Raw genomic sequence first — 14,438 nt, 5'->3', positions numbered from 1 at the left:
TTATATGTTTCAAATAAACCTGGTGACGCTTAATTCTTTTGATGATCATTAATGAAACCCATGCGCGCTCCCAAATTTCAGAAGTCTGGTAACTGAATGTATTCTAGCAAGGCCAGCCGGTAATGCTTCTCGGGCCACCTTCCGTTTTTTGAAATCATTTGCTCCGCTCTTACATCGAATTTTATTCATTCTGTTCAAGCGACAAACCCTGTATACTATAAATAAGATCAAGCAATGGAGGGAAAATTGTGATTAAACTGATTGCCATTGATATGGATGGAACACTGCTGAATGAGAACAAACAAATATCGGAGCGAACCCAGCATGTGTTGAAAGCGGCTAAAAATCAAGGAATTAGGATTGTTTTATGCACAGGCAGACCGCTCCTTGGGATCAAAGAATTTTTAAATCTTCTCGGCCTGACTGATCAAGGGGATTACGCAATTACGTATAATGGTGGACTCGTACAGCATGCAGATACAGGTAATGTGATCTCGGAAAAAGTATTGACACGTGACCAGCTTCTCTCGATTTATGAGCTCAGCCAAACGCTCGACGTACCAATGAATTTTATAGATCTGCATCGTGTTTATTGCCCCCCTTATCCCGAGGGAAAACCCTCCATGTACAGCCAAATCATGAAGGCGCTTCCGTTCACCCAAACGACAATGGAGCATATTCCGCAATCCTTTAAAGCAAACAAGGCAATATTCTGCATCAATCAAAGTCTATTGGATCTGGCTATAGAGAAAATACCGAAACACTATTTTGAAAGCTTTACCATAATGAAATCCAGGCCATTTTTACTTGAAATTCTAAATAAAGAGGTAGACAAGGGTAAAGGACTGCAAGCACTCGGCAAATTTCTTGGCATTGCACCTGAAGAAATGATGACATTGGGTGATGAAGCAAACGATCTGGCAATGATTAAATATGCCGGACTCGGCGTCGCAATGGGAAATGCAATCGAACAATTAAAAAATGAGGCACAGTTTGTAACAAAAACAAATCGAGAAGACGGTGTCGCCTACGCCATTGAAAAATTTATTCTCGATTAAAATAAATAAATCTTATGAAAAACGATTTGGTGCCGCGCAGGTGCCTTTTTTTATAAATTAAAAACACCAACAAGAATTATTGTATCCAGAATAAGAGAAATTCAGTATAATAACATTTATTATGTGGTGAAATGAGGAAAAATTTTGAAGAAGATTCTTGTATTAGCAACCGGTGGAACCATCGTTTCAACCCTCCAGCAAAATGGCCTTGCTCCCGGGCTGAGTCTTGAGCAGCTTTCGTACTACTTCAAGGAAAGTCATCATTCAGATGCGCAGATTTCGTTTCAAGTGTTGATGAATAAGGACAGTACAAACATGCAGCCAGAGGACTGGTTGCACATCGCTCGCACCATTTATGAAAATCGTCATCAATATGACAGTTTTATAATTACCCATGGAACGGACACAATGGCTTATACTGCAGCAGGCCTCTCCTATTTGCTCAGCGGGATTGATAAAACAATCGTCATAACCGGATCACAAGTTCCAATCAGTTTTAGAAAGACTGATGCTAAGAAAAATATTGAGGATGCACTTACCTTTGCAGAGCATGCTGAACTGTCCGGTGTATATGTTGTTTTCGATGGAAAAGCAATCTTAGGCACGCGGGCAATCAAGATGAGAACGAAAAGCTATGATGCTTTCAATAGTATCAATTTCCCATATATTGCCGCAATTAGTCAAGGCAGGCTTGATATTTTATATCGTCCTGAAACCGAAACGATCAACTTTGAGAACAAAATGAATTTATGCCCCAATGTCTTTTTAGTTAAAGCATTTCCTGGCCTTTCCCCGCAATTTTTTGATTTTATTAAAAAGAACGCAAAGGGATTAATTATCGAAAGTTTTGGAAATGGCGGACTACCTTTCGAAAAGAGGAATCTGGTAACTTATGTCTATGATCTGGTACACTCAGGCATTCCTGTCGTCATCACCACTCAATGCCTTGAAGAAGGGCAGAACATGTCGATATACGAAGTAGGTAAAAAGGTTGGTGAAGCCGGAGGAATCACGGCTGGCGATATGAACACCGAAGCAATTGTCGCCAAGCTTATGTGGATTCTCGGGACAACAAATGATCTTTCGGAAGTGAAGCGCAGGCTCCAGACACCCATCGCTCATGACTTAAACTATATATGAGTGCTATAACTAACCTAGTTCTCTTTTAATCATCTACTATTGCTCCCCAAAAAAACGTTCACCATAAACGGAGAACGTTTTTAATGTGCCGTCATTTACTGAATCTATTACCCTGAACAGGCCATTCGCTCATTGAACTGTCGCTCCAATCTGTAACTCCAAATACTGAGAAAGGCAGCCGACAGGACCATCAAGGCGCCAATCCAAGTCGTATTTATAAGTCCAATATGTTCGACGACGAGCCCACCAATAAATGATCCTAGTGCAACCCCGCCGTTAAATGCAGCAATATTCACTGCCGATGCAACCGACACACTTTCCGGAACAAAACGTTCGGCAAGCAGAACAGCATAAAGCTGCAATCCGGGCACGTTCATAAACGCGAACAATCCCATAAATACGATCGTTAATAATCCAGCCCATTTGTTTGAGGTCGTAAAATACAACAGGAAAATTGAAATTGCTTGAAGTAAAAACATAAAAATTAAAGCTTTCATTGGATTAGCATTTGATACTTTTCCCCCGACTGTATTTCCTACCGCGATCGCTATCCCGTAAAGAAACAAAATTAAGGCAACCGCGCTCGTCGAATATCCGGAGATTGTCTCCAACAGAGGCGATAAATAAGTAAATACGACAAAGGTACCGCCATAGCCAAGTGCCGTAATTACAAATACGAGGAGCAAGGGACCGGTTTTAATTAACCTGAATTGATCCGTAAACTTCATCTTAGGCAGCTTCTTAAGCTTTGATGGAATTAGAATACTGCTTGTAATCAATGCAATCAGCCCAATAGCAACGATAATCACAAATGCCGCTCGCCAGCCCAGGGTCTGTCCGATAAATGTGCCGATCGGAACCCCGGTAACCGTTGCAAGAGTAACCCCTGTAAACATAATAGCAATTGCACTCGCTCTTTTGTTTGGCGCAACGATATCCGCCGCTATCGTTGAACCAATTGACATAAAAACGCCATGTGAAAAAGAAGAAAGAATTCTGGCCGCAAGAAGCATAGAGAACGATAAGGCTCCTACTGCAAGTGAGTTTGCAATGAGAAATACCACCATGATCAGTATCAGTAATTGCTTTTTCGGGATTCTTATGGTCAGTGCCGTTAGAACCGGAGCACCTACTGTAACTCCAAGTGCGTAAAGCGTTACTGTCCATCCTGCAAGCGAATACGACACGTGAAATTCATCCATTATGAGCGGGAGAAGTCCCACGCTGATAAATTCAGTTGTTCCAATAGCAAACGCGCTAATTGCCAATGAAATTAATGAAAATAAATTGCCTTTAGAAGACATAAGAAAACTCCTTCCAAAAATGTGTTCATTACTGTTTGCATATGCTATTATGAATGGTGCATTCTATTACAACAAGTACGCACTTTTATGTATGATAGATACTTTCATGTAACTAATGGAGGCTTTTAAATGGTTAAAAAATATAACATATCCGTTGAAGCGACACTCGAAGTGATTGGTGGAAAGTGGAAGCCAGTGATCCTTTGTCATTTAATTCATGGCAAGAAAAGAACCTGTGAGCTGAAACGATTAATTCCAAAGATTACGCAGAAAATGCTCACGCAACAATTGCGGGAGCTGGAGCATGATGGCATTATTAATCGAATCGTCTATAATCAAGTGCCTCCAAAAGTCGAATATGAGATAAGCGAGTATGGCGATTCACTGAGAGAGATTCTTAGTTCGCTATGCAAATGGGGTGAGCATCACATTGAAAAAACATATGGAAATACAAAAGATTATCTGGAAGCGTGCTTAATCAGTAATACAAAAACCGTCCGAGAAATTGCCTCAGACGGCTTTTGTACTATAGTCATACTTCAGTTTGAAAAATCAATAAGAATCGACAGGTTCTTTCGGTTTTCTGACCAGGGCCATAATACCTGCAATAATCAGCAGGATACCCGGAATCAGCAGCTCCGGAAGACTCAATACACCGGCTATAAGAATGAGTACACCGGCGCTTTTCGCTTTTTTCAGCTTTAATAATAGAAACAGTCCAATGGCCGTCAGTAAAAAGATAATGATTGTAAACACCAAAATCATATTTCCAGCGGTTTGTGCATAGTGCACAATTTCATTAATTTGCTGCGGCGTTAAATTTTGTTCTTCACTTGTCGCTTTCAGTTGCGTCTGAAGAGCTGAATAGTCAACTGTATTCAAGCGTATTCCGATCAGTAAAAATAAAAGGTTGATGCATCCGCCAATAATAGTTAAAGCAATTTCACCAGTTCTTTTCAAGAAGGAACCTCCTCATAGTCGTAGTTATTCCTGTTTATTTTTCAATTACGGAATTAGGAACAATTTTTTTAAGAGTTTTATCCAATTCACGACTTTCAGTCGCTTTCTTTGGTCATATGATCGCTGTCATTGGGTTGATATAAGTTTCCGTGATTTTGACAATACCTGCCCATGAAGCTCACTATTCTTGATCCGAGTCGCCGTCTTCAATGAGTGTTTCTGCTGACAGTTCAGTCCGTTCATTCACCGATAGATAATTACCCATTTTTCATCAATTATTTTCAATAGATTGCGTCTGACCTTCGGATAAAGAATTCAGGAGTGATGAAGAACCACACAATAGCAAGAAAGCAGGAGAAGACAAATACCCTGACATGAAAACACTGTCTATGACAGAACGATCACTGAAAAAAGGACAGACAGATACAGAGAGATGCTGCTCATAATAATCGATTCATTGCCTGAAAAGGTTCATTCGCCTTTAGAATAAACAGCAATGTAGTCTTCCCTTGTCAGTTGATAACGTACAACCGCAACTCTTAAACATGGAAAATTGCACCTTACTTGTAACTATACACTACTTTTAAAGCTCCATCACGAATTTTTTTACAGATTACCCACTGAAAAAACATGCTCATTACTACTGAATTGTCATCCATTAGCCTGCTTAGTAAAAGAGTTGTGTTTCCCATCATTTTTTGATCAGGGTACAGACCAAGCACTAATGCCGATGCGGTTCACGATCACTACCTTTTGTAAATAACCACAAAAAACAAGATTCCGCAGAGAAATCTCACTGTGGGATCTTGTTTTCATTTCATCATAAATTGATCATTCAGATATTCATCGGCGCTTTTCAATCGTTAACTGTCCTTGTTCAAGCGTGCTGTTAGGAACAACAGAGGTTTGTGAACCGTTTATTCTGAGCAGGAAGCTTGGTGCAAATGTTGACTGATGATCTGCAAAGAATCCTCTATTGGTCATATAGCTTGTAATCACTACTTTATTTCCTCGTTTCTGTGGTACGGCAAAATGTGAATAAGTAAAGGTCAGATCTTGTGGATCAAGATCCATATGAAGAACGAGTCCGCTATTGTTGAGCGGTTTATATGGACCGGTCAATGAACTTGATACATAACCGAGCATAAAAATATCTTTATCAGCGATTCCGTTAATTGTCATTTTTGAACCGCGAGAATCCGTAAACAGATACCATTTTCCGTTCAGCTTGAAAACATTGGCTCGTTCAATTTCATCAGTAACCGTGTTTGACGTAATCAGAGGCTTCATAACTTTCTTTAAGGTAAAATCATTATTTAATTCGATGATCCCAAGTGCCCCGTTTGCCAGTGAAGCCAACTGTTTTTTCGAGCTGTTCAGGAGGTTTTCTTTTTCAAATTTATAAAATGCGTAGCTCCCGCCGTAATAGGCCGGATTATACAATTGATCATCACCTTGATATCCGGTTTCAGTTCCTGTATTGGCTTCAAACACGAGATACTTGCGTCCATTGTCTTCAACATAGTGAGGATCACGCAATGTATGGTTGTCACCAGAAGCAAACAGACCTTCATCATGGAACTGCTGCACATTTTGATAAATGGTGCCGTCACCGCCGTCAAAGATTGACTTATGATCTTGAACGCCATCTACTTTAAGATCATTTTGTCCCTGTTGACTTAAATTGATTTGCGCAGTTGTAAGCACTTGATTGCTGTCTCCGGTACCACCTAATTCCGGTGCTCCCGAATAATCCGTGTAGAAAAGACGTACTTTTCCATCGCGTGTCAATGTCGCAGATCCCGACCATTCCTGAGTCTGATGGCTTAAATATGGATCATTAGGTACATATTTATCACTGTCTTTAAATACACGACCGGCACTTTTCCAACTGTCAATCGAGTTGTCACCGATTTTTTGATAGAATAGATAGATTGACGTGTCGTCTCCATTTTTCGGATCCCCGGCAAGCCCAAAAACAATATGGTAGCCATGATAATTTGCTGTAGTTCCATCAGCATTTTGCAGAGGCCAGCTGTCCCATACATCAAGTCCTTTTACTGTATCCAAGTTTTTAATTGTCGAAGCGTCAAATGACGGAACCTCGAAACGGCTGTTTCCCTGCTGCTTCGATACCTTCAGCATGTCGTAACGTGTGATATGAGAGATACCGTAGTCTTTATAGTCATGCTTTGCGTGTTTTGCATAGGTAGATGTTGTGCCCATCCCCAGAAACAGTGCCACAGCGGTAACTGCAACCATCGCTTTTTTTAAGGGTGCCTGAATAATCATTTTGCATTCTCCTTTTTATCTTAATTTTCTGTCTTCAATAAATTGCATCTGCCCATCATTTGATAAAAAGGTTCCGTACATTGCTATTTTTTATCTTTTTATACAAATAATGTAATTTAAATGTAAAAAATGAGTTGAGAATCAAATCGAGCCATTTTCACCCATCTATTGATTCTCAACTACCACCAATGTTCTTTTAGAGAAACATTGGAAGACTGCACAGCAGTCCACAATACGTATGCTATCGTTAAGGGGAGCATCAACAATAGCTTCATTCACAGACTTGGTTTAACGGCCCAAATAATATCAGGACTAAACACAGCCCGTCACCTCCTTTGATGAATTAATAGTAGCATGATTCGACATGAGTATATTAAAATGTATAATATACTCACATATGTAGGAGGATGTTCTCATGGCCTATCAATTGGGAGAAGTGTTAAAGAAGGTTCGTCAATCAAAACGCTATACACAGAAATATGTTGCTGGAAATGAAATGTCAAGAGCTACTTATGCAAAAATTGAAGCTTGCAACATGCAGCCAACGGTCGGGAAGTTCATGCACATTTTAAAAAAGCTGGACATTACATACGAAGAGCTGACATATATTCAGCACTCATACAAATTAAACGGAAAAGATGAAATTATCCATGATTTTTTTCAATTATCCTTTAGTACAGAAACTCGTAAAATACAATCACTAAATGATAAATGCGAGCAATATCTGCTGAACAATTCAGATAATGTAGTTGACGATATCCGTTCTGCTTGTAAAGCACTTATTTCAATACATTTTGATAAAAGTTTTGATTCCGCTTTGCCCTATGCTAAGAAAATATGGGATCGACTTTCAAAGCTTGATAATTGGTATTCTATCGAGTTAAAACTTATAAATAATATATTCTTCTTTTTTCCATTAGAAACGGCTATTTCAATTGCTACCAAAGCCCTACAAGAAATTGATCGTTTTTCGTATATCATTCGAAATACAGATTTAAAATCGTCATATTTATTAAATATAACTATTCTGTTTATTAAAAATCAAAAATATTTAAAGGCACTTGACTATGCTGAGAAAACTATTAACGAATGTAAATTAATTAGAAGATATGAAGGATTAGCTGTTGCTTATGAAAGAAAAGGTATGGTCATGATCAATATGAACAATGAAAAAGAAGGATTGAATTATATAAATAAAGGACTTTCCATCTGCAAGGTACTTGGCTTAAATTCTTTACACGATGCATTAGTCCAAGAAATCCATGAACTAACCAATATTAATTTGCAACGGTAGCCTTCTTTTGTTTATCCTATTTGTTCTATTTCTATTTTCTATAGATTTATTTTGTCAGCTGATTTAATTTTCATTTAAAAGCTGATGAACACTGAGTGTTAACAAATCTTTTAATGGACCAAAAGCAAAATCCACATCGAGGCGCTCAGTCCATTGATGCGCATCACGCCCAATTGGTCCGAGATTCAAGACAGGCACGGAGAGCTGCTCCATCGCTTCAAATGGAATGGAATAGACACGATTCCATACCGGCATATTGCGGATCAGCTGATTCATCGATGGCTGATTGACCGGTATACCGATATAGCTTAAATCCGAAATACCGCTGAAATAATGTTGTTCTGTCAGTTCAATGTGATCGGTTTCACGAGCGCGATTCTGAACTTTTTCAACGGTTTCTTGAATTAGCCGGCAGCGATGTGATTGAACCGCAGGGTAAAAAGGCGGTGCATAGAACAGTACAATCATTGGTGCCAGCGTTTTGCAGCGAATCGCCAGCTGATCCACAATCTGAATGGATATTTCACGATCATCTTTTTTGCCACACGCAACCACTCTATCAATCACTTCATTGACCTGTGCTTCTCCCAACAAAGTTCGTGCCTCGGAAACCAATTTTTCAAAAGGAAGCACTTTTACTTTTCGTTCTGCTGCAATGGAACCGGTAAACTGGGCATATTGCCGTGCCTGCTTTTGATACAGCGCTTCGATTTTTTTTGCCGCACGATCTGCTTTTTTAAGCAACAGTTCCGTTATTTCGTCAATGGAGCGCTCTAAAATAAAAAGATTGAAAAGTGTCACCGATCGATGCGGAATCTGCACCGAATAGGAATTTTTCAGCCCTTTTTGGATCAGGTTCGACGGCGGCGGCGCAACCTTGCCTTCATCTTCATCACACAGTTCCGTGCTTAATTCAAGTTCCTCCGTTACAAATGAGGCCATCAGGTTGCCATTCAGGCCGGAAAAAGGTTCACCGACATGCGTCTCCTTTCCATAACATAGGAAACCAGGCATGATCTTGCCAATTGAACCGGTGTAGATATAATTTGTGCGATCTTCCGGGTAGAGCGAAAACATTGGCTCGGAATTTAACGCCGCACGATAGTCCAAGTCATATCTTTCCTTCAGCTCAAGCAAATGAGGAACGGCTGCTCTCATACCTACCGAATTTACTTCTTCATCCGGAACAGAAATAAGTAAAAGATTGCCGTCGAACTCACCAGAACACGCATTTTCAATCAGCGACATATGAAGCGCAAGCCCACTCTTCATGTCCATCGCCCCTCTGCCGAACAGCCATCTGCCCGCCTTCAGATCATTACGAACCCTATGCGGAAGGCTCTCTTTCTCCGCATAAAAAAGATCGGTCAATTTCTTAATATCAAAAGCAAAATCTTTCCATTGTCCGTAATCCTGCACATCAACAACATCAAAATGGCTGAAAAGAATGGCCGTTTTAGCAGTAGGCTTGGGTGCACGAACAAAGGCAGAGATAAAAGAGCGTCCGTCATCCGTGGGGATTCGGTTTAAGTATTTTGGGTGTGTTTGAAAAAAGTTCAGTTCAGATAACTTATGTAAAATCAGCTCGGGAAATTCTTTTTCAGCTTGTGAACCGGAAACACTCGGAACATGAACCAGTTCACTCAATAATTCAATCAATGCCTCTTTCGTCTGCCACTTGCTCACCAGAACACCGCCTTAATTCTTGAAATGAGATCAGATTTAATCTTCATTATACAATGAATCGCGACTTTGCGAAGACATTTTATTTCATTGAATTAATGAGCGCAATCTTCTTAAATTATTCATTCCTATTGCCATGTAGCATCAAAAGTTCCTTTTTACGATTAGCGTCCGATCTCGCCTCCATTTATAATTTGCTGTGCGGGTCTCAAGCCATGCCGCAGCACCTCGGTTGATTTCTTTAAATGAAGCGAAATTTAAGCCATGCCTTTGATTGCTTTTCTATTATCTATAGCTAAAAATTCATCCATATGAGCTTCTTTTGGAACCCAAAACGGTATCCCCAACCAATAGGCAACGTGCTGTTCATTAAGAATTGAAGCCCATGATGACGCACCGAATTTAAAATGTCTTTACATGCTTCAAGGAATTGCTCCATGTCAATGAGAATTTCGGGACGGTCGCATGATACACACCGGTTCGCTCCTTCTCTGCCAGCTTCAGAAGCCATAAAGCTAGATCATCTCGCTCGGTAATCCACTGAAGCGGTGCTTGTGGATTGCCGGGGGCAAGTACATCTAGTTTTTTGTATGATTCATGTGCAGGTGATCACAAACTTCACTGTTCTTGTAGAAAGTCATTCGTTGTGTTTACTGTCGCAAAACTTTGCAAAGCTGCGAGAAAAGAAGCCTGTACTTGACCGGCCTGCACGGTGCTATCTTTTAGTGCTAAATCTTTCGTTGCACAGGCATCACCAAGCAGTGTGCAATGATAACCAAGTTCAGCCGCCTGCCGCGTTGTTGAATCCACACACATATGAGTCATCATGCCGCAGATCACTAACGAATCGATTTGTTTACTTGTAAGCACCTCTTGCAATCGTGTTTTAAGAAAACTATTTGGAAAGTTCTTCTGTACAATGAATTCATTTCCGTGATTTTTTGACGTGAGCGCAGAATGAATCTCTGCCCCGAACGTATTTTCAACAAAAAATGCTGCGCTTGCGCTTTTCACAATATGTTGAATAAATACGATCGTCTTTTCTTCTTTGCGAAAATAATCGAGCACTTTTTCGATTTCACCAAGTGCCGCTTCAGTTTTTTCGAGCTGCATCTTGCCTCCCGCAAAGTAATCGTTCTGAACATCAATAATAAGTAAGGCTTCATTCATGTTTGTCACCCTCCAAAAGATCTGATAAGGTGATTGTACAGGAATGGAAGTATTGCTTTACAGTAGCTGATGAACAGAATTACTCCCTTATTTTTTCAAGATGAAAGGAAATCGACGATGGATGAAATCGACCGGAAGATCATTTGCTTATTAACCAAAAACAGCCGCCTCACATGGAAACAGATTGGCGATAAAATTCATATGACCGGACAAGCAACAGGCCTTCGCGTCCAGCACATGATCGAGCAAGGTATCATTCGCCGTTTTACTATCGATCAGCGCCATGATTCGATTCAATTTATAACCGTTTATATGTCTTCGGCCGATTACGGCGGATTTGAAAAGATGATCGCTGAACATTCGCATTGTATCGAAGCTCATAAGATTTCTGGTGACGGCTGCTATATTTTGAAGACCTGTTTTCCTGAAGTGCAAATGCTGGACGAGTTCTGCACACGGCTTTTACGATTCGGCCGATATAAAGTGAACAGTTCAATAAGGCAGCTTGATTTTCATTGACTCATATAGAAAAATAGATCAGGAAGAAACCAACGACATTTTCTTCCTGATCTATTGTATTTACAGTTTCCATTCAATAATTTGACCGCAGTGGCAAAGCCCTCCGCCAAATCCATATAAGAGCAAGCGATCATTTTTCTTAATTTTTCCTGCTTTGGCTGCCTCGGATATTGATAAAGCAATTGAAGCAGAAGAGGTGTTTCCATAATATTCCAGACTATATAACACTTTGTCCATCGGCACGTTCAATCGTTCAAATATGGCTTCAATCAGCCTTAAATTTGCACTGTGCGGAATAAACCAGTCGATCTCTGGAATCTGCAACCCGCTGTTTTCAAGCAATATCGAAATTCCTGAAGTCACCGTTTTAACTGCCCATTTAAATACTTCCCGTCCGTTTTGAACCATCTTTTGCGTATCAATCAGCGGTTCACCGTCCATAACATTCGACAAGCCTGTGCGATAAAGCGCCTTCCCAAGGCTTCCATCAGCACCCATATATGAACCGAGAAAACCGCCCTTCGCTTCTGTATCTTCCACAAGGGCAGCACCCGCTCCGTCACCGAGCAACACGCAGGTTGTTCGATCTGTATAATCAGTAACCTTGGACATTGTTTCGGCTGCGATCACCAGTATTTTTTTATTCAATCCGCTTGAAACAAGTCCATTCGCTACGTGTAACGCATATTCAAATCCCGAGCAGGCTGCACTCAAATCAATTGCTCCTGCATGCTTGAGTTGAAAGGCTGCTTGAACTCTTGAAGAAACATTTGGAAACCCATAATCCGGCGTCGTTGTCGAAACAATCACTAAATCCACATCAGTGAGATCTGTCTTGCAACGGTCAACAAGATCCCGAACCGCACCACAAGCCAAATCACTGGAAAATTCCTCAGGAGCAGCGATTCTTCGCTCTTTCATCCCTGTCCGCCTTACGATCCATTCATCTGATGTATCGACAAGTTGTTCTAAATCATGATTCGTCATTCGATGTTCCGGAACATATGCTCCGATCGCCGTTATTATCGCTTTTGATTCCAATCGCCGTCCGCCCTCCTTACTTCTGATTTTAATATTATATCAGTTATTAGTACTAGGTGCTAATAATTTGGATACAAAAAATGAAAACCGAAAAATATCGATTTTCATTTTTATATAACTATTCTCATTTAGGGTTGTTCTGAGGTACCGGATCTTTTCCAAGAAATGAAGAATAGAACCAAATATCTTTGTCAATCTTGTTCTTTACCGCAATCAGCAGATCATTGCTTACAGCATCGCCCTCCTGATCCGCCAAGACAATGCCTTCTGCCAGTTCATCACGCAGCTGTACCAAATCATCAATGGCAATCTGTACCATTTCATCTTCACTCAATAGTTTGGTATAGGGCTTTTCCTTGATTGTGGCATGCTCTAGAAATTCCTGCAGTGTCGAATAAGGTTCGCCGTCAATTTGAATCAGTCGTTCTGCTACCTCATCAAGAATAGCAGTTACCTCATCATACAGCTCTTCGAACTTAATGTGCAGTGTAAAGAAACTCGGGCCCTTCACATACCAATGTAGTTGATGAAGCTTTGTGTAAAACAATCCGAAATTTGCTACTTGCTGGTTTAAAAAGGTTTTTGTTGTCTTGCCTCGTGCAATGGCCATAGAAATCTCTCCTTTTAATTGAATTAATTACTTATCTATAATTATTTTAATATAGAATATCGATGCTGTCCAGTCTTAATATCATTTTCTATTTCTATTCATTGATTTATATATCAATTTAAACCGTTTACATTTACAATGGAGATGGAAGGTGGGATTGCTATGAACTCAACAATTCAGGCGTTAGTTGTCAATAAAACCAGTGAACAATTCTCGGTCGCAATTAAAAACATAACCATGAGTCAATTGCCTGAGGATGATGTAGTGGTTAAGGTTCATTATTCCAGTATCAATTATAAAGATGCGCTTGCGTGCATTCCTGATGGAAAAATCGTGGCATCATATCCCTTTATTCCGGGCATTGATTTGGCGGGTATCGTCGTTTCATCTACGGATAAGCGATTCAAAGAAGGTGATAAAATCATTGCTACCGGCTACGGTATCGGTGTCAGTCATTTCGGAGGTTTCTGCGACTATGCATCACTTCCGGGCGACTGGATTGTACCACTGCCTGATGCACTTACATTAGAAGAAGCAATGATTTACGGTACCGCCGGATTCACGGCTGCACTTGCCATAAACAAGCTCGAACAAAATGGAATTACACCAGAAAAAGGAAAAATTCTAGTCACTGGAGCGACCGGTGGCGTTGGGACGTCGGCTATAGCTATGCTTGCAAAGCTAGGCTATGATGTGGTTGCAAGTACCGGAAAATTTTCGCAAACAGCCTTTTTGAAACAGCTTGGTGCTACTGCCGTTTTACCGAGAACTGCTGTTTTCGATGGAAAAATTAAAGCTCTAGATAAAACACAATTTGCGGCAGCAGTTGACCCGGTCGGCGGAAATCAACTTGCCTCACTTTTAAGCAAAATCAACTATTCCGGATCAGTTGCTGCATGCGGCTTAACTGGCGGCAGCAAGGTCCCAACTACTGTTTTTCCGTTCATTCTTCGTGGTGTAAATCTGCTTGGCATTGATTCCGTGTATTGCCCGATGTCCCTCAGAAAAACAGTTTGGAACCGAATGGCGGACGAATTTAAAGACAGCCGGAAACTTAATCTTATTAAAAGAGAAATTAACTTTTCTGAACTTCCGAGTAAGCTTCCACAATTGCTGGATGGAAAGGCTGTCGGAAGAATGGTTGTAAAAGTTAATTAACGATCAATCTAACCATATAAAAAAGGACATTGTCGGATGATTTCTAAACATGAACTGCCCTCCTAAAGTTGGTACGGCCTGACAAAAGGGGAAGAAGTTGAAGTCGAGTGTCATTGTGTGGAGGCACGGTGAAATGAGCAAGAAAAAGTCCCAAGTAATTTGACTTTACTTGGGACTTGATTGAATCGCGTTAGCGGTTTTGATAGTCG

12 protein-coding genes and 1 pseudogene are annotated in these 14,438 nt (G+C 40.4%); 6 read left to right on the top strand and 7 right to left on the bottom strand.

The window, feature by feature from the left end; translation table 11 throughout:
* The first annotated feature begins 248 nt into the window (after positions 1-248).
* Together yidA and NIE88_RS12335 are read left to right on the top strand one after the other, a co-directional pair.
* The gene (gene yidA, locus NIE88_RS12340) at positions 249-1,058 is read left to right on the top strand and encodes a sugar-phosphatase (protein WP_253062501.1); all 810 of its coding nucleotides are present in this window, start codon (positions 249-251) and stop codon (positions 1,056-1,058) included.
* 144 nt (positions 1,059-1,202) lie between these two features.
* A complete protein-coding gene (locus NIE88_RS12335) occupies positions 1,203-2,198 on the top strand; it encodes an asparaginase (protein ID WP_253062499.1) in 996 nt (331 codons plus the stop codon).
* Positions 2,199-2,305: 107 nt separating this feature from the next.
* Here the strand turns inward: NIE88_RS12335 and NIE88_RS12330 are convergent, their stop codons facing one another.
* Positions 2,306-3,502 carry an MFS transporter gene (locus NIE88_RS12330; RefSeq protein WP_253062497.1) on the bottom strand — a complete coding sequence of 399 codons (1,197 nt, stop codon included), beginning with the start codon at positions 3,500-3,502 and terminating at the stop codon, positions 2,306-2,308.
* A 129-nt stretch (positions 3,503-3,631) separates the two neighbouring features.
* Between NIE88_RS12330 and NIE88_RS12325 the strand changes: the two are divergent.
* A pseudogene (locus NIE88_RS12325) lies at positions 3,632-3,985 on the top strand (winged helix-turn-helix transcriptional regulator); the annotation flags it as partial.
* A gap of 69 nt (positions 3,986-4,054) precedes the next feature.
* Here the strand turns inward: NIE88_RS12325 and NIE88_RS12320 are convergent.
* Together NIE88_RS12320 and sacB are read right to left on the bottom strand one after the other, a co-directional pair.
* Positions 4,055-4,462, bottom strand: coding sequence for a DUF4064 domain-containing protein (locus NIE88_RS12320; RefSeq protein ID WP_253062495.1), 408 nt, complete (start codon positions 4,460-4,462; stop codon positions 4,055-4,057).
* An 843-nt stretch (positions 4,463-5,305) separates the two neighbouring features.
* Positions 5,306-6,754 (bottom strand): levansucrase, encoded by a 1,449-nt coding sequence (gene sacB / locus NIE88_RS12315; protein ID WP_253062493.1) that lies wholly within the window; start codon positions 6,752-6,754, stop codon positions 5,306-5,308.
* A gap of 415 nt (positions 6,755-7,169) precedes the next feature.
* On the opposite strand from sacB, the gene NIE88_RS12310 reads away from it, so the two are divergent.
* Entirely contained in the window at positions 7,170-8,048 is an 879-nt protein-coding gene (locus NIE88_RS12310) for a helix-turn-helix domain-containing protein (RefSeq protein ID WP_253062491.1), read from the top strand.
* A 63-nt stretch (positions 8,049-8,111) separates the two neighbouring features.
* On the opposite strand, the gene NIE88_RS12305 is transcribed toward NIE88_RS12310, so the two are convergent.
* On the bottom strand, positions 8,112-9,734 hold the full coding sequence (locus NIE88_RS12305) for a M20/M25/M40 family metallo-hydrolase (protein WP_253062489.1): 1,623 nt from the start codon (positions 9,732-9,734) through the stop codon (positions 8,112-8,114).
* A gap of 615 nt (positions 9,735-10,349) precedes the next feature.
* Complete coding sequence (locus NIE88_RS12300) at positions 10,350-10,901, bottom strand: cysteine hydrolase family protein (protein WP_253062487.1); 552 nt, start codon at positions 10,899-10,901, stop codon at positions 10,350-10,352.
* A 117-nt stretch (positions 10,902-11,018) separates the two neighbouring features.
* Here NIE88_RS12300 and NIE88_RS12295 point away from each other — a divergent pair, with 117 nt between their 5' ends.
* A complete protein-coding gene (locus NIE88_RS12295) occupies positions 11,019-11,420 on the top strand; it encodes an Lrp/AsnC family transcriptional regulator (protein WP_253062486.1) in 402 nt (133 codons plus the stop codon).
* Positions 11,421-11,480: 60 nt separating this feature from the next.
* On the opposite strand, the gene NIE88_RS12290 is transcribed toward NIE88_RS12295, so the two are convergent.
* Positions 11,481-12,461, bottom strand: coding sequence for a ketoacyl-ACP synthase III (locus NIE88_RS12290; protein WP_290446456.1), 981 nt, complete (start codon positions 12,459-12,461; stop codon positions 11,481-11,483).
* A gap of 124 nt (positions 12,462-12,585) precedes the next feature.
* Positions 12,586-13,071 carry a Dps family protein gene (locus NIE88_RS12285; RefSeq protein WP_253062485.1) on the bottom strand — a complete coding sequence of 162 codons (486 nt, stop codon included), beginning with the start codon at positions 13,069-13,071 and terminating at the stop codon, positions 12,586-12,588.
* A gap of 162 nt (positions 13,072-13,233) precedes the next feature.
* On the opposite strand from NIE88_RS12285, the gene NIE88_RS12280 reads away from it, so the two are divergent.
* The gene (locus NIE88_RS12280; protein ID WP_253062484.1) at positions 13,234-14,229 is read left to right on the top strand and encodes an acrylyl-CoA reductase family protein; all 996 of its coding nucleotides are present in this window, start codon (positions 13,234-13,236) and stop codon (positions 14,227-14,229) included.
* Positions 14,230-14,438 lie beyond the last annotated feature (209 nt).

The organism is Sporolactobacillus shoreicorticis (genome assembly GCF_024125445.1).
Classification (GTDB): Bacteria; Bacillota; Bacilli; order Bacillales; family Sporolactobacillaceae; genus Sporolactobacillus; species Sporolactobacillus shoreicorticis.
This window is presented reverse-complemented; position numbering and strand designations above follow the sequence as displayed.